The sequence below is a fragment of the Tractidigestivibacter sp. genome (genome assembly GCF_057241865.1).
Genome location: NZ_DBHHPX010000008.1, coordinates 52925 through 69506, shown reverse-complemented (window position 1 = coordinate 69506; position 16582 = coordinate 52925). Strand labels below are relative to the sequence as shown.

Genomic DNA, 16582 nt, shown 5'->3' with positions numbered 1-16582 from the left:
AGGGTAGCCGCGCCTCCCCTAGTCTCCCTGTTCGTGCTGTGCTACCGCACAGAAAGGCCGTCTCGGGAAGGAATCCCGAGACGGCCTTCGCAGCACTTGGAACAGCCCCTATTGGACCTGTGCCACCATAGCCATGTTGGTGCTGGTGGTGTAGTCGCCCTGACGTGGGGAGGTCTGCGGGTCGCCGGCGGTGATGACCACGATGTCACCGGGGCTCACGACCTCGTTCTCCTTGGCGACGGTGAGGGCGTTGTAGAGCGTGTTGGAGAGCGAACTCTGCTCGGTCGTCTTGAACGCGTAGACACCCCAGTAGAAGCAGGTGCGACGAATCGCCTCGTCGCTCGGGCTCATGGCGTACAGAGGGATGTGCGGGCGGAAGTTGGAGACGATGCGCGCTGTGCGGCCGGAGTGCGTGGGGCACAGGATGCACTTGGCGTCCACGCGGTCGGCCATCTCGACGGCAGCGAAGCCGGTGGCACCGTTCACGTTGCGCACGCCGCCGCGGTCGTGGTAGACGTTGCGCTCCTCGAGGTAGCACTCGGTCTCCTTGGCGATTTCGGCCATGGTGCGGACGGCGGCAACGGGGTACTTGCCGGCAGCGGTCTCGCCGGAGAGCATGACGCAGTCGGTGCCATCGTAGATGGCGTTGGCAACGTCGGCGACCTCGGCGCGCGTGGGGCGCGGGTTGCGGATCATCGAGTCGAGCATCTGCGTGGCGGTGATGACCGGCTTGTACGCGTTGTTGCACTTGCGGATGATGGTCTTCTGGATGTGGGGTACCTGAGCCGCAGGCACCTCGACACCCAGGTCACCACGCGCAACCATGATGCCGTCGGAGGCCGCAAGGATCTCGTCGAAGTTCTTGACGCCAAGTGCGCTCTCGATCTTGGGGAAGATCTGGACGTGCGGTGCACCCATCTCAACGCAGATGTCGCGAATCTGCTTGACCGCGGCACCGTCGCGGATGAAGGACGCGGCGATGGCGTCAATGCCCAGCTCGCAGCCAAACATGATGTCCGCATGGTCTTGGTCGGTGACGGAAGGCAGGCCAATGTTCACGTTGGGAACGTTGACGCCCTTCTTCTCGCCGATCTCGCCACCGTTGGTAACCACGCAGTGGATGTCAGAGCCGTCCACGTGGTCGACCTCAAGGCCAACCAGGCCATCATCGATCAGGATGATGGAGCCCTTCTTGACCTCGCTTGGAAGGTTGAGGTAGTCCAGCGAGATGTGTCCAGCGTTGCCGTGGAAGTCCTCGCTCGTGGGCTGTGCGGTCACGACGATGGAGTCGCCGGTGTTGACGGCGACCTTCTTGCCATCCTCGAGAAGACCGGTGCGGACCTCGGGACCCTTGGTGTCAAGCATGATTGCCACGGGGATGCTGAGCTCGCTCGAGATGCGGCGGACGCGCTCGATCATCTGGCGGTGGTAGTCGTGGCTGCCGTGGCTGAAGTTGAAGCGGGCAACGTTCATGCCACTCTCGATCAGGGCACGAAGGACCTCGTCGCTCTCTGTGGCGGGTCCCATGGTGCACACGATCTTGGTCTTCTTGCTAAATGCCATTTTTCTCCTTTTCCGCATTTCCTCTTTGATGCGAAGTCTGTGGCTAGCAGACGATGCTCCGGGGCACGAAATCGGTGCCATTGGCATATGCCTGCGCATTGTCGAGCGTGACGCGGGCGATCTGGCTCAGGGCCTCCTTGGTGAAGAAGGCCTGGTGAGAGGTCATGACCACGTTGGGGAAGGAGCAGAGACGCCCGGTGACGGAGTCGATGACCTCGCCTGCGCGGTCCTGGTAGACGTTGGCGTTCTCCTCCTCGTACACGTCGAGGCCAGCAGCGCCGATCTTGCCGGAGATGATGCCGCGGATGAGCGCCTGGGTGTCGACGAGGCCGCCACGGCCGGTGTTCACGAAGATCACGCCGTCCTTCATCTTGGCGATGGACTCGTCGTTGATCATGTGGTAGCTCTCCTCGTTGAGGAAGGCGTGCAGCGAGATGAGGTCGGCGCGGCGGAACAGCTCGTCGTAGTCCACGTACTCGTCGATGACGTGCTCCTCGTCGATGAGCCTCTGGTTGGGGTAGAGGTCGGAACCAAGGACCGTCATGCCAAAGCCCTTGCAGATGCGGCAGAGCGCGGCGCCGATGCGGCCGGTGCCGATGATGCCGGCGGTCTTGCCATGGAGCGTCTCGCCGACAAGGCCGGAGAGGTCGAAGTCGTTCTCGCGGACGCGGATGTAACCCTTGTGGATGCGGCGGTTGGCGCAGAGGGCAAGGCCCATGGCGTGCTCGGCGATGGCCTCGGGGGAGTAGGCGGGAACGCGGGTGACCTTCATGCCGAGGTCCTTGGCAACCTCGACGTTGACGGCGTCGAATCCTGCGCAGCGCATGAGCACGAGCTTCACGCCAAACCCGGCGAGGATCTCGAGGGTCATGGCGCCGCAGTCGGCGTTCACGAAGGCGCAGACCGCGTCATAGCCGCGGGCAAGGGCTGCGGTCATGGGCGTGAGGTTGGTCTCGGTGAAGTCGATCTTGACGTCTGGGTAGTCCTTGAGCTCCTTTGTGAACGAGTCCCTGTCATAGCTGGCGGTGCCGTAGAACAGAATCTTCATGGTTGCCCTTTCCTCGAGACCCTGTGGAATCAACCTCGCACGCGTTCACGTGCGGCCTTGGTAGAAGTTTACCGCATGCGAGCGGGAAGCGTGAGCTGTTCGGGCAAGTCCTTACGAATGAGACGGAGGCAGCGGGGCGGACGGATTGCACGGCCAGCGCAAACGATTGCGCGGCCCACCAATCGCCTCGGTGCCGAGCCGGAGGGTGCTTGGCCCCCGGGTGGGCCTACCCCAATAGGCGCCAGATGGTGGTCCGGCTTATCCCCAGGACGCGCGCCGCCTCCGTCTGGTTGTTCCCGCAGCGCCGTATTACCTCGCGAATGACGTCTTGCTCCACCTCGCGAAGCGGGCGCATGACGTCCGTGCCCCATGCGTTCGAGGGGGCTCCGGCGCCGAGGCCACCTCCTTGGGCGATGATTCCACGCACCGCCTCTGCGCCAATGGCCCCGCCTTCCGCTGCGGCAACGCACTGCTGAAGCGTGAGGTGAAGCTCCTCGTAGTTGCCCGGCCAGGAATAGTGCACCAAGATGTCCAGGGCCTCGTCGGTGAGCATGAGCCTTGGGGTGCCTACCTCCTCGCAGGTGGCGGTGAGGAGCAGCGTGATGGCACGCCCCAGGTCCCCACGTTCCCTCATGGGCGGGACCCTCACGATGCTGAACCTGAGGCTCTCGTAGAGGATCTCCATCGTTTTGGGATCAGGCGAGTCCGTGCTCTCCATCGAGACCATCAGACGGTTCCGCTCAACCATCCTCGTGCGTCGCACGATGTCCAGGAGCTGGCGCATCCTCTCTTCTCCCAGTGCTTGCAGGGAGTTGAAAAACAGCGTGCACTCTCCCGCGTAGAGCGGAGAGTTGGGGGAGTCGGCAAGGTATGCCCAGCTCTTCTCAGTTACCAGAGGGCAGTCGACTGTGACATAGGGGCGCGTGCTCAGGGGGCTGGAGAGGTAGAGAAGCTGGGCGATTTGCTCCTTGCCCGAGCAGGGTTCACCAAGGAGGAGGAGCGGCTTGGTCCCCCTCTGGACCCCGGCGACAAGCTGTGCCAAGTCCTCACTTGCCCGGGTTGTATGGAAGGCGCTCTTCTCATAGGATGCCTCGACCTCAGCCCTGTTGCTGCGTTCGATGCCCGCGTGCGAACTGTTGGATGGGGCGTTTGCCTGCGTCACGCTGAAGGCGAGGAACCTCCTGCCATCTGACTCCACAGGCGTCTTGTGAAGACGGAAGAGCCTCCGACCGCGTTGCAGCACCAGGCGCTCATCAGCCATTCCCGTGAGGTGCTGGCGCATGAAAGCTACGAGGTCGTCTCTGCCTTCCTCGAGGTTGGAGTAGGTGATCCTGCCCTCTGCCGAGAAGACGGCAAAGCGTGCGTCCTGTGCTCGGACGAGGTTCCAGAGCATGCGGTTCTTGGCGAGGAGGTCGTGGGTGCGCTGGCAGAACACGAGGGCTTGGTCGAGGGCGGCAGAGACGCTGGCCTCGCCGGACTCGAGGAGGAAGGCATTGAGGCCAAGGTCACGGCATCGAGGCAGCGAGAACGTGTCGCACAGGACGACAGGGTAGCTTCCCTCGACTACCGTTTGGAGCACGAGGGGAAGCTCGTCCTCGAAGGCGATCCCATGGAGGTCGAGGTCGAAGTCGCTGAACCTGGCCACCTCGCTCAGGGGGCCGATTGCGTTCTCAAAGCCCACGACGGCGGTTCGCCTGCCTTTTGGGTTATGGGCGATGAGGCACTCGTAGAAGTCCGCGACAGAGATTCCCACCTCGATGACGGGAAGGGCGAACTCGTCCTCGAGGAGCTGAGCGGTGCCGCCTCGTGAGATGAGGACGTCGTAGTCTGCCCCCATGCTCCCCAGGGCAGTGGCGAGGCCCTGTGAGAGGTCTCCCTCGTGGACGGTGACGGAGAGATCCGGGTAGCGTGGGGCGACGCGCTCCACCTGCTCGGCAAGACCATGGTAAGGCGCAATGAACAGGACGCTGTAGCGTGCGAGATGATTCATGCAGTTCCAATCTGGAACAAACTCACTTTCAAAATTGTCCCATATTGTAACCCAACAACCCTTCGAGAGAGGTTAATCCGCTGGCCTGCGTGCGCGATAGTGATTGCGACTGCAGGGGAGTTGCCGAAGGGAGGGGACCTTGGTGCGCGTGACGATCATCGCAGACGACCTGACGGGCGCCTTGGACTCTGGCGTGCACTTCCTTCCAGCGCAGGTTGAGGTTGCCGTCCTCGCCGACGCAGAGTGCTATCAGAACCCTGAAAACCTGCCCTGTGTGCTATCCATCAATGCGGATACGCGTCACGATACGGCCCAGGAAGCATACGAGAAGGTCTTCTCGCTTACCTCTGCCGCTCGCAAGGCTGGTGCACGTTGCGTGGTGAAAAAGACCGACTCTGCTCTCCGTGGCAATGTTGGTGCAGAGCTGGCCGCAGCATATGATGCGATGGGGGTTCGCCGCCTGCACTTCCTGCCTGCACTGCCGGGCATTGGTCGCGTCACCAAAGGCGGCGTGCAGCTGGTCGATGGCGTATCGGTATCCGCGAGCAGCTTCGGGCGAGACCCCTTTGAGCCTGTCGTGTGCTCACGCATCGACCACCTCGTCAAGACCCAGACCGATATCCCCGTATGCCTGGTGGCAGTGGGGGAGCCAGTGCCGACCGGTTTCTCGGGGATCATCGTCTATGATGCGACCACCGCAGAGGATATGCGCTCTCGCGTGCAAGAACTTGCCGACATGGGCGAGCTGGACGTCGTCGCGGGGTGCGCCGGTCTTACCGAGGCGCTCTCAGGCGTTCTCGGGCTGGGGAAGGACGATACGCCCGAGGCGGCCCCGCACGGCGGCAACCTTCTGGTCGCCTGCGGGAGCGTGAGCCCCGTGTCACACGCTCAGTGCGCCTATGCGCGAGAGGCCGGCGCGGCAGTGTTCCCCGTGGCGGGACATCAAAAGTGTAATCAGGCATGGACAGGTTCCCCCGAGGGCGCCGCGTTCGTCGAAAAAGTGGGGAAGAGCTGGGAGAACAGCCCTCTCACCGTTATCGACGGCAGCAGGCACGAGAACCTGGAGGGCCTTGTGCCCGAAGATGCCGATGTGCGCCAAACCGTGGCGGACAGCATAGCGAACATCCTTTTGCATGTATGTGAGCAGAAGATCTACGGCCGCGTGCTCGTCACCGGTGGCGACATCTTGGCGAGTTTCCTCGCGCAGGCGGGTGTGAAGCGCCTGCGACCTGCATCCGAGACGGTCGGCGGAATCGTTGCCATGGAGGTGACGCTCGGCGCGGGACACCTTGTGCTTGCGGCAAAGTCTGGTGGGTTCGGCGAAAAGGAACTCTTCGTTGATCTTTCTAGGAACTAGTTCCCAAAGCGGGAAAGGAGCAGTTGAAATGCTGACAATGTATTCCCTTAAGCTTCCGAAGGTGGTCTTCGGCGGTGAGGATTCGCTCGAGCGGCTCGCCGGCGTGCTCGAGAAGGAGGGCGCGCAAAAGGTGGCCGTCTTCACCGACCCGACGCTGCGCAAGCTGGGGCTCGTCGATCCCGTCCTAGCAGCCGTCAAGGCAGCCGGCGCCGAGGCCACGGTATACGACGACATCCCGGCAGAGCCCAGCTACGGCCAAGTGCAGGCCGTCGTCGACCAGGTGGCGGGCACCGGAGCGGACATCGTGGTGGCCGTGGGCGGCGGCTCGGTCATGGACACCGCCAAGCTCGCCTGCGTCTGCGCAGGCGCGGACTACACCGTCCACGACCTCCTGAGCGATCCCAAGCGCGCAAAGAAGCAGATTGCCTGCGTGGCCGTTCCCACCACGGCGGGCACGGGTGCCGAGGCAACCATCAACGCCATTGTGGCCGTCTCCGAGGACGAGGTGAAAATCGGCATTGTGAACGATGACATGATGCCCGATTACGTGCTTCTCGACGTGCGCATGATACAGAACCTCCCGCGCTCCATCGCCGCGGCCACCGGCCTTGACGCCATGTGCCACGCGATCGAGTGCTTCACCTGCAAGAAGGCGAACCCCTTCAGCGACACGTTTGCGCTGGAGGCCTTCGACCTCATCATCAACAACATCGAGCGCGCCTGCGACGACAAGGACACACTGGACGCCAAGCGCGCCATGCAGGTGGCCGCCCTCTACGGCGGCATTGCCATCACGGCTTCGGGCACCACGGCAGTCCACGGCCTGTCCTACCCGCTGGGCGGCAAGTACCACGTGCCCCATGGCGTCTCCAACGCCATCCTGCTCTCGCCGGTCATGCACTTCAACGAGCCGGCCATCCGAGACAGGCTCGCCATCGCCTACGACCGCGCCATCAAGGGCGATGCCAAGACCGAGGAGGAGAAGTCCGCTGCCGTCATCGAGCGCATGGACCAGATTGTGAGCCACCTGAACATTCCCAAGACCTTGGATGCGCTCGGTGTTCACGACGCGTCCATCGATTGGCTGGCCGAGGCCGGCATCAAGCAGCAGCGCCTGCTTTCGAACAACAAGCGCGAGGTCACGCTCGAGGACGCAAAGGCGATCTACCGCCAGATCATGTAGGGAAGGCAAGCGAAGGAAGGACAGGGCAATGGTTGAGTTGAAGGGCATCATCGTTCCCATCGTCACACCGATGAACGAGGACGAGTCGATCAACACCGACGAGCTGCGCCGCCAGGTTGACCGCCAGATAGACGCCGGCATTCACGGCATCTTCCCGTTCGGCACCAATGGTGAGGGCTACATTCTCAACTTCGACGAGAAGAAGAGGGTCCTTGAGACCGTTATCGATCAGGTAGCAGGACGTGTTCCCGTTTACGCCGGCACTGGTGCCATCTCCACGAAGGAGACCATCGAGCAGTGCAAGATGGCCGAGGCCGCAGGCGCCGACATCCTCTCCGTCATCACCCCGTGGTTCGCAAAGGCCAGCCAGCACGAGCTCTACGTCCACTACAAGACCGTCGCCGAGGCCGTGAAGACCCCTATCGTCTTGTACAACATCCCCGCTCGCACGGGCAACGCCATCGCCCCCGAGACCGTTGTCGAGCTGGCGAAGATTGACAACATCATGGGCGCCAAGGATTCCTCGGGCGATTGGGACAACCTGTCTGCCTACATCGAGGACACCAAGGGCATGGACTTCGGCGTTCTGTCCGGCAATGACTCTTTGATCCTCAAGGCCCTCAAGGCCGGCGCCAAGGGCGCTATTGCAGGATGCGCCAACGTGTATCCCAAGAACATGGTCGGCATCTATGAGAACTGGAAGAAGAGCGACCTCGAGGCCGCGCAGAAGTGCCAGGACGCTGTTGCTCCGCTGCGCGCATGCTTCAAGTACGGCAATCCCAACACCGTGGTGAAGGTGGCCGTGAATCTGCTTGGCTATCCCGTGGGCAAGTGTCGCGCGCCCTTCAACTACCTGCCCGAGGAGGGCATCGAGGCGCTCAAGAAGACGCTCGCTGACGACAAGGCGAAGGGGATGTGCTAATGGAGACGCGCCTTCCCATCATCGGCATCACCATGGGGGACCCCGCGGGCAACGGCCCCGAGATCACGGTCAAGGCACTTTCCGATGCGACGCTCTATGACCGCTGCCGTCCGCTGGTGGTTGGCGACGCAAAAATGATCGAGCAGGCCAAGGCTTTCGTCGGACACCCTGAGATAAAGGTACATCCGGTAAGCTCCGTCGACGAGGCCCTCTTCGAAGCGGGCACCATCGATGTCTGCCACATGGACCTTGTGAAGGATGTCGCTTCCTTCAGGATCGGCGAGGTCTCTGCAGAGGGCGGTATGGCCGCGTTCGAGAGCGTCAAGAAGGTCATCGAGCTTGCGATGGCCGGCGAGGTTGACGCCACCGTCACCAACGCCCTCAACAAGGAGGCCATGAACCTGGCCCTAGCCCCTAAGGGCATGCACTTTGACGGCCACACCGAGATCTATGCCACCTATACCCATACAAAAAGCTATGCAATGATGCTTGCCTGGCATGACTTCCGCGTTGTGCATGTATCCACTCACTGCTCGCTGCGCGAGGCATGCGACCGCGTCAAGAAAGATCGCGTGCTCGAGGTCATCGAGCTTGGCAACCAGGCCTGCCTCGATCTTGGCATCGATAGGCCCCGCATTGCGGTGGCGGGCCTCAACCCACACTGCGGCGAGCATGGGCTCTTTGGGACCGAGGAGGAGACCGAGATCGGTCCTGCCATCGAGGCCGCGAAGGCAGAGGGCATCGATGCCACTGGCCCCTGCCCGCCGGACTCCGTCTTCTCCGAGATGCGCGGCGGCTGGTATGACATGACGGTCTGCATGTACCACGACCAGGGCCACATCCCCACAAAGCTCCTCGGCTTCGTCTATGACCGTGACAAGCAGGCATGGAGGGCGGTCGAGGGCGTAAACGTCACGCTGGGCCTGCCTATCATCAGAACCTCCGTTGACCATGGCACGGGGTTCGCGCTCGTGGGCAAGGGGACCTCGAACGAGCTCTCCCTCGTGAACGCCATCGACTACGCGCTGCGGATGGCCAGGGGGAGGGCCGCCAGAAGCGACGGCTAGGCCGCGTGCGGGGGCTTTGACCCTTCGCCGGATATCACAACTCACTGCTTTGGAAGCGCGAGGATGCGTCCTCGCGAGGTGATGCGCTGCGAAAAAAGACAGCGCGAGGAAAGGAGAGGCGGAATGACTACTGCGATGGTTCTCGCCCTGGTCGTTCTTGTCGCCATGATTCTCATGATCATGTTCGACGTGCTTCCGTTTGGCCTGCCGCCCATAGCGGCCTGCCTCCTGATCGTCGTGTTTGGCTTGGGAGGTGAGAACCCGATTGCCTACGCCTTTGCCGGGTTCACGAACTCGACGGTATGGATGCTGGCCTTCTTCATGGTGATCCTTGCGGCGATTCAGAAGACCTCCATCATCAACAAGGTCAAGGACGCGATGACCACGCTGGTCAACAAGGGCGGCTTCAAGAGCTACGTGCTGCTCCTTCTCGTGGTCATGCTTGGCGCCTCGGTGGTTGGCATGGGATCGACGGCGTTCTACGTGCTTATCTTCTCGCTCGTGGTGACCATGCCCTACAACGAGAAGCTCCCGGGATCCAAGCTCATGCTCCCGCTGGGCATCGCCTCGAACCATCCACTGATCCCCATTAACGTCGCCCTCCAGTACGGTGTTGCCATTGCGGTTTTGGGTGCCTCTGGCCTGAGCGCTGACAGCCTGTCCATGGTGCAGTTCGGCATCGTGTCCTTCTTCCTGTCCATAGGCTTCCTGCTCTGGGCCATCATCGGCTACCGGTTCCTGCCCTCTCACCCCGTGGCCGCGCCCACGATCGAGAACAAGGAGGCACTCGAGGAGGGTGGCTCCACGCTGAGCAAGGCCCAGGAGAGCGTCACCATCCTTGCCTTTGTCGTCGCCATCATTGCCATGATGCTCGTCAACGTCATCGGCGCACTGTCCTACATCATCCCGGGCATCTGCGCCTTCGTGATGGTCATAGCGAAGGTCGTCGACTTCAACGAGTTCCGTGACAACCTGTTCTCGCCCATCATCCTCATGACCGCAGGTGTCATTCCCGTTGCCAACTGCCTGGCCGACACGGGCCTCTCCACGCTCGTCGGCAATACCGTCGCCGGTGCCTTGGGCACGGGAGTTCCCGCCTTCGTGGTGGTCTTCGTCTTCGCGCTCATCTGCTCCACCTTTGCCTGCTTCACTGGCTCCCAGGTTGGCATGGTCATGATCTTCGCCCCGCTGGCCATCTCCGTCTGCCAGGGTCTCGGCATCAACCCAATGGCTGCTGCCGTCGCCGTCACCCTCTCCGCTTGGAGCGGCCATTACATGCCAATCGACGGCCTGCCCGCCATGGCGTATGGCATGGGAAAGTACACCATGCCCGAGTTCTGGAAGTTCACCATCCCGCAGTACTTCGTCCGTCTGGTGTTCCTGACCGCTGGTGCCATGATTGTCTTTCCCGCATAAGCCCGATGTGTCCTGGGGCACGTCCACCTTCGTGTGGGCGTGTCCTCTCGTCTTTGCGGTGACTCCCCGTCGGGAGTCCCGCATTCCTCAGTGAGGAGGCTCTATGGCAATCAAGACTCTGGACAGACTGACCCCCGACGGGCAGGTCTACTACGACTCCGAGATGAGGCTGACCGAGGCCTTCGTGAACCCCGGCCCCTGGAAGACGGCGCATGGCCCGGGGCTGCTCGAGACCCGGGCGGGAACCATCCTGTGCTGCTGGTTTGCCGGAACCTATGAGGGCGACACCGACATCAACATCGTGGTCTCCCGCCTGGAGAAGGGCTCCGACCGATGGAGTGAGCCCAGCTACATCAGCCACGATGACGACTGCTCCGACCAGAACCCCAGCCTGTTCCTGACCCCCAGCGGCGAGATATGGTGCATGTACACCTCGCAGCAGGGCCGTCAGCCCGGCAAGGACAACATGCAGTACACCGCCCAGGTGAAGCGTCAGGTGTCCACGGACGACGGTCTCACCTGGAGCGAGCCGGAAATCGTGTTCGCCGAGGAGGGCACCTTTGCCCGGCAGGCCATCCAGATTCTCTCCAACGGCCGCTGGATCTATGGCAACTGGCTGTGCACGGACTCCGCGTCGGCGCTGGCCGGGGACCCCTCCGCCTTCCAGGTCTCCGACGACGGGGGCATGACCTGGCGTCAGGTGATGGTCCCCGAGTCCGCCGGTCGCGTGCACCCCACCGTGGTGGAGCTTGAGGACGGACATCTGGTGGCCTTCATGCGCTCCCGGCAGGCGGACTGGATCTATCGCAGCGAGTCCCTTGACTATGGCGACACCTGGACCGTACCCGTGCCCACGGCGCTTCCCAACAACAACTCGGGCATCGGTGCCCTCAAGCTGGCAAGCGGGCGAATCGCCCTCGTCTACAACCACTCCCAGGCACCGCAGTCGTACGGCGACAAGGGCGCCTGGCCGGGCCTGCGCTGTCCCGTCTCCATCGCGCTCTCCGAGGACGGCGGCAAGACCTTCCCGCTCATCCGCCACATCGAGCGCGGCCAGGGCTACGTGGGCGACGAGAACCGCTCCAACAACATGCAGTACGAGTACCCCACCATCATCCAGGCGGCCGACGGCATGCTCCACGTGGCGTATGCCTACGAGACCCGCAGGGGCGTCAAGTGGGTGAGGCTCTCGGAGCAGGACGTCATGGGCGAGAAGCGAGGCGCGAGCACCTACAACCCCACCTCCGGCGAGGTAGGGGCGCACTAGGAGACCAGGGCCCTGGCGCCCGACGTTGGACACGACGAAAGGGGAATTCATGATCTACGATGGCATGGCGGTCATCGATCGCTACAAGGGCTTCTCGAAGGGGCTTGACGTCCTCATCGACTGGCTCGCGGAGAACGACTACCGAACGCTCGAGGCGGGCAGGCACGAGATCTTTGGCGACAGGGTGTTCGCCAACGTGCAGAACACCAAGACCCGCACCTACGGCAACGCCCACTACGAGGTGCATCACCGCTACATGGACCTGCAGGTGGACGTGGATGGCAACGAGCGCTTCTTCGTGACCTCCGGCCCCGTCGATGCCTGCGAGCCCTTCGACGAGGAGAAGGACAAGCAGTACGTGGACGCCGCAGCCGATAACGGCGACGAGATCGAGGGCACGCTCGAGAAGGGCCACTTCGCGCTCTTCGTGGCGAGCGAGCCCCACATGCCCAACGTCATCTGCGCCACGACTGGTCCGGCGGCCATCAAGAAGATCTGCTTCAAGATCCTCACGGACGAGTTCTGGGACGAGGGCTAGGCCCTGGCGGAGAGGATTGTCGGCTTCTCTCGACAATCCTCTCTCAAAATATAAAGTTGTCGAGTCTAGTCGACATTTTTGAGTCTGATAGACTGATTGTCGAGAGGAATCGACAATTTGGAGGCGAGAGATGGGGCAGGGATACATAGGCCGCCCTCATTACGAGGAGCTTCTCGAGGCACACAGGGACACAGACGACATCAAGGTCATGACCGGCGTGCGTCGCTGCGGGAAGTCCACCCTCATGGAGGCCTTCGCCCATCGCATGGAGGAGCAGGTGGGGCCGGCCAACGTGTTCTATCGCCGCATGGACGCGCTTGGGATTCCTCTCTCTCCCGACGCCGCTTGGCTCGAGCGCGAGGTGTCCGATGCGCTTGCCCATTCGGACTCGTCCAAGAAGCTCTACGTCTTCCTCGACGAGGTGCAGGAGGTTGCGGAATGGGAGAAGGTGGTGCGTCGCCTGCACACGCAGCCGCAGGCGGATGTCTACATCACCGGGTCGAACGCCCACGTGCTCTCATCGGACCTCGCGACGCTGCTGGGCGGTCGCTACATGACCATCCGCGTCTACCCGCTGTCGTTCGCGGAGTTCTGTGAGTTCTCCCATGCCTGCGGTGTCGAGTTTGCCAGCCGGGAGGCCCTGTTCGCCTCGTATGTTCGCTACGGGGGCATGCCCGCCCAGTTTGGTCTGCCCGAGAGGGACGAGAGGCGCCTCCTCGAGCTTCTGTCCGCCATCTATGACACGGTCATCCTGAATGACGTCGCCATGCACACGCGCATCGGCGACCTCGATCTCCTGTCCAAGCTCGTGCGCTACGTGTTTTCCACCTCGGGAAGCCTCTTCTCCACGCGCAATATCGTGAATGCCCTGGTGAGTGTCGGCAGAAAGACGAGTGTGGACACGGTGGACAACTACCTGCGGGCGCTCATGGATGCCTACATCCTAGGGGAGTGCGAGCAGGTTGGATTGGCGGGCAAGCAGATCCTGAGACCGCAGAGGAAGTTCTATCCCGTGGACAACGGCCTGCGCAACCTCATGACGAGCTTCTCGCCCTCAGACTTTGGTGCCCAGCTCGAATGTGTGGTGTTCAACGAGCTTGTGCGCCGTGGGTATCAGGTGGAGGTAGGGACCCTGCACCGCGGGGAGATTGACTTCGTGGCGCAGCGGTCCGCGGAGCGCCAATACATCCAGGTGTGCGAGGCGCTTTCCGGGCAGGAAACCTACGAGCGAGAGCTCGCTCCCTTCAGGGGCCTGCCCGACTCGTTCCCCTGCCTCCTGCTCACGCTCGACGATTTCCACACGGGGACGACGGAAACGGGGGTGCGGATCGTGAACCTCATCGATTGGCTGCTCGAGTAGGGAGTGGCTCTGCCCGTCACGCGCGAGGAGCGGCCTCCGGTCGCCTTGCGATAGTATGTGTCAGGAAAGGTGCTTGGCACGGCAACCTTGGTGAGCCCTTGCCCCTCCTGGGGAATTACGATCGGGCATCAATCTGCCAGGCATGCGAGCTTGGCGGCCTCCCGGCCGCCCATGACCCAGGAGGAAAGAATTGAAGGAGTACCTGCAGGAGTCCGCGCAAGTCGTCAAGGACGTCGCGTCTGACGACACCTATGGCCTGGCCTCGGAGGAGGCGGCGGCGCGTCTCCAGAAGAACGGCCCCAACAAGCTCAAGGAGGCCGAGAGGGACCCGCTCTGGAAGCGCTTCTTCTCGCAGATGGCCGACCCGATGATCATCATGCTCATCGTGGCTGCGGTCATTTCGGCCCTCACGAGCCTGGCCCAGGGCGAGGCGGACTTCGCCGACGTGATCATCATCTGCTTCGTCGTCGTGGTGAACGCCGTCCTTGGCGTCGTGCAGGAGTCCAAGGCCGAGGAGGCCCTGGCGGCGCTCCAGGAGATGTCTGCCGCCCAGAGTAAGGTCGTGCGTGGGGGCAAGGTTTTCACCGTCCCATCCTCCGAACTCGTCGTTGGCGACCTCGTGGTCCTTGAGGCCGGCGACTCCGTCCCCGCTGACTGCCGCATCATCGAGAGCGCCTCGATGAAGATCGAGGAGGCCGCCCTCACGGGGGAGTCCGTGCCGGTTAACAAGGCTGCCACGGTTCTCGACGTGCTCGAGGAGGGCAAGGACGTCCCTCTCGGCGACCGCAAGAACATGTGCTACATGGGCTCCACCGTGGTCTACGGCCGTGGCCGCGCCGTCGTGGTGGCAACGGGCATGGACACCGAGATGGGCAAGATCGCCGATGCCCTCACGCGTGCCGAGGACGAGGAGACGCCCCTCCAGAAGAAGCTCGACGAGCTGTCCAAGATACTGTCGGCCCTCTGCATCATCATCTGCGCCCTGGTCTTCGTTGTCACCTGGCTCAAGCATGGCATGGGCTTCTTCGACAACATGACGCTCGTCCTCAGCACGTTCATGGTGGCCGTCTCGCTTGCCGTCGCCGCCATCCCCGAGGGCCTTGCGGCCGTCGTGACCATCGTGCTCTCCATCGGCGTCACCAAGATGAGCCAGCACAACGCCATCATCCGCAAGCTCTCCGCCGTCGAGACGCTCGGCTGCACCCAGGTCATCTGCTCCGACAAGACCGGAACCCTCACGCAGAACAAGATGACGGTCGTGCGCCACTTCACCGAGGACCAGGATCGTCTCGTGCGCTGCATGGCCCTCTGCTCCGACGCCAAGTGGGATGCGGCCCACGAGGACGCCGTGGGCGAGCCCACCGAGGCCGCCCTCGTGGCCGATGCCGCCAAGCTTGGCTTCACCTCGGATGACCTCGACTCTGCCAACCCGCGCGTGGGGGAGGCGCCCTTCGACTCGGGCCGCAAGATGATGTCTGTGGTCAACAAGGCGCCGGATGGCAACTACATACAGCACACCAAGGGTGGCCCCGACGTCATTCTCGCCCGCTGCACCATGGTCCACACCGCAAACGGCGACGTCCCCCTCACCGACGAGTGGCGCCAGCGCATCATGGAGGCCAACAAGGCCATGGCAGACGATGCGCTTCGCGTGATGGCTGCCGCGCGCGTGAACTACGGCAAGACGGCGCCCGCGGACTTCTCGCCCGAGGCGCTTGAGCACGACATGACCTTCCTCGGCCTCTGTGGCATGATTGACCCGGTTCGTCCCGAGGTCAAGCAGGCCGTGGCCGAGTCCCACTCCGCCGGCATGCGCGTTGTCATGATCACGGGCGACCACATCGATACGGCCGTTGCCATTGCAAAGGAGCTGGGCATCATCGTCGACCGCTCGCAGGCAATCACCGGCTCCGAGCTCGACCGCATGTCCGACGAGGAGTTTGCGAAGGACATCGGCAACTATGGCGTGTATGCCCGCGTCCAGCCCGAGCACAAGACCCGCATCGTCAACACGTGGCGGAAGCTGGGCAAGGTCGTTGCCATGACCGGCGACGGCGTGAACGACGCCCCGTCCATCAAGCGCGCCGACATCGGCGTGGGCATGGGCATCACCGGCACCGACGTCACCAAGAACGTGGCCGACATGGTGCTTGCCGACGACAACTTCGCAACGATCATCAACGCCTGCGAAGAGGGCCGTCGCATCTATGACAACATCAGGAAGTCGATTGCCTTCCTGCTCTCCTCCAACCTTGCCGAGGTCATCTCGGTCTTCGTGGCGTCGCTCATCGGCTTCACCATCCTCGAGCCGACGCACCTTCTGTGGCTCAACCTCATCACGGACTGCTTCCCCGCGCTTGCCATGGCAATGGAGGAGGCCGAGCCCGGCATCATGGAGCGCGAGCCTCGCAGTGCCGACGATGGCATCTTTGCCAACGGCATGGGGCTTGACTGCCTGGTCCAGGGGACGTTCATCGGCGTCCTCACGCTCACCTCGTACTTCATTGGCCTGAACATCGAGGGCGTGCCCCTGGCATCCGTGCTGTCTGGTGTCAACAAGGGCCTCGACGGCATGACCATGGCCTTCCTCACGCTCTCGATGGTCGAGATGTTCCATTCGTTCAACATGCGCAGCCGTCGTCAGTCCATCTTCAAGCTGCCCACCCAGAACAAGTGGCTGTGGGCTGCGTTCGCAGCCTCGCTCGTCCTCACCTTCGTGGTCATCGAGACCCCGCTTGCGCAGGCCTTCGACTTCGCCGAGATCAACGCCTACGAGTACGGCATTGCCATGCTGCTTGCGGCCGCCATCATTCCGCTGGTGGAGATTTACAAGGCCATCATGCGTGCGGTCGAAAAGAACAAGGCGTAGCT

Annotated in this window: 12 protein-coding genes; 9 read left to right on the top strand and 3 right to left on the bottom strand. The window is 62.7% G+C overall.

The genetic code is table 11. From position 1 onward, the window contains the following. Positions 1-108: 108 nt before the first annotated feature. The 3 genes from pyk to ACO59D_RS04220 form a co-directional block, all read right to left on the bottom strand. Positions 109-1563: a pyruvate kinase gene (pyk, locus tag ACO59D_RS04230; protein ID WP_130812955.1), complete on the bottom strand. Its 1455-nt coding sequence runs from the start codon at positions 1561-1563 to the stop codon at positions 109-111. A gap of 43 nt (positions 1564-1606) precedes the next feature. Beyond that, positions 1607-2611 carry a 2-hydroxyacid dehydrogenase gene (locus ACO59D_RS04225; RefSeq protein WP_485125895.1) on the bottom strand — a complete coding sequence of 335 codons (1005 nt, stop codon included), beginning with the start codon at positions 2609-2611 and terminating at the stop codon, positions 1607-1609. Between the two features lie 226 nt (positions 2612-2837). Beyond that, complete coding sequence (locus ACO59D_RS04220) at positions 2838-4601, bottom strand: PrpR N-terminal domain-containing protein (RefSeq protein WP_485125894.1); 1764 nt, start codon at positions 4599-4601, stop codon at positions 2838-2840. 142 nt (positions 4602-4743) lie between these two features. On the opposite strand from ACO59D_RS04220, the gene ACO59D_RS04215 reads away from it, so the two are divergent. The 9 genes from ACO59D_RS04215 to ACO59D_RS04175 all read left to right on the top strand — a co-directional run bounded on the left by ACO59D_RS04215 (position 4744) and on the right by ACO59D_RS04175 (position 16580). Next, positions 4744-5958: a four-carbon acid sugar kinase family protein gene (locus ACO59D_RS04215; RefSeq protein WP_485125917.1), complete on the top strand. Its 1215-nt coding sequence runs from the start codon at positions 4744-4746 to the stop codon at positions 5956-5958. Between the two features lie 28 nt (positions 5959-5986). Next, positions 5987-7141: an iron-containing alcohol dehydrogenase gene (locus ACO59D_RS04210; RefSeq protein ID WP_485125893.1), complete on the top strand. Its 1155-nt coding sequence runs from the start codon at positions 5987-5989 to the stop codon at positions 7139-7141. Between the two features lie 28 nt (positions 7142-7169). Then, the gene (gene dapA, locus ACO59D_RS04205; RefSeq protein ID WP_485125892.1) at positions 7170-8063 is read left to right on the top strand and encodes a 4-hydroxy-tetrahydrodipicolinate synthase; all 894 of its coding nucleotides are present in this window, start codon (positions 7170-7172) and stop codon (positions 8061-8063) included. Beyond that, positions 8063-9130 carry a 4-hydroxythreonine-4-phosphate dehydrogenase PdxA gene (gene pdxA, locus ACO59D_RS04200; protein ID WP_485125891.1) on the top strand — a complete coding sequence of 356 codons (1068 nt, stop codon included), beginning with the start codon at positions 8063-8065 and terminating at the stop codon, positions 9128-9130. Before dapA ends, pdxA begins: the two co-directional genes overlap by 1 nt. 123 nt (positions 9131-9253) lie before the next feature. Then, positions 9254-10546, top strand: a complete 1293-nt coding sequence (locus ACO59D_RS04195) for an SLC13 family permease (RefSeq protein ID WP_130812962.1) — start codon at positions 9254-9256, stop codon at positions 10544-10546. Positions 10547-10649: 103 nt separating this feature from the next. Next, on the top strand, positions 10650-11813 hold the full coding sequence (locus ACO59D_RS04190) for a sialidase family protein (RefSeq protein ID WP_485125890.1): 1164 nt from the start codon (positions 10650-10652) through the stop codon (positions 11811-11813). A gap of 49 nt (positions 11814-11862) precedes the next feature. Continuing rightward, positions 11863-12351, top strand: coding sequence for a NanQ anomerase/TabA/YiaL family protein (locus ACO59D_RS04185; protein WP_485125889.1), 489 nt, complete (start codon positions 11863-11865; stop codon positions 12349-12351). Positions 12352-12481: 130 nt separating this feature from the next. Beyond that, complete coding sequence (locus tag ACO59D_RS04180) at positions 12482-13711, top strand: ATP-binding protein (RefSeq protein WP_485125888.1); 1230 nt, start codon at positions 12482-12484, stop codon at positions 13709-13711. 190 nt (positions 13712-13901) lie between these two features. Then, complete coding sequence (locus ACO59D_RS04175) at positions 13902-16580, top strand: cation-translocating P-type ATPase (protein WP_485125887.1); 2679 nt, start codon at positions 13902-13904, stop codon at positions 16578-16580. Positions 16581-16582: the final 2 nt, after the last annotated feature.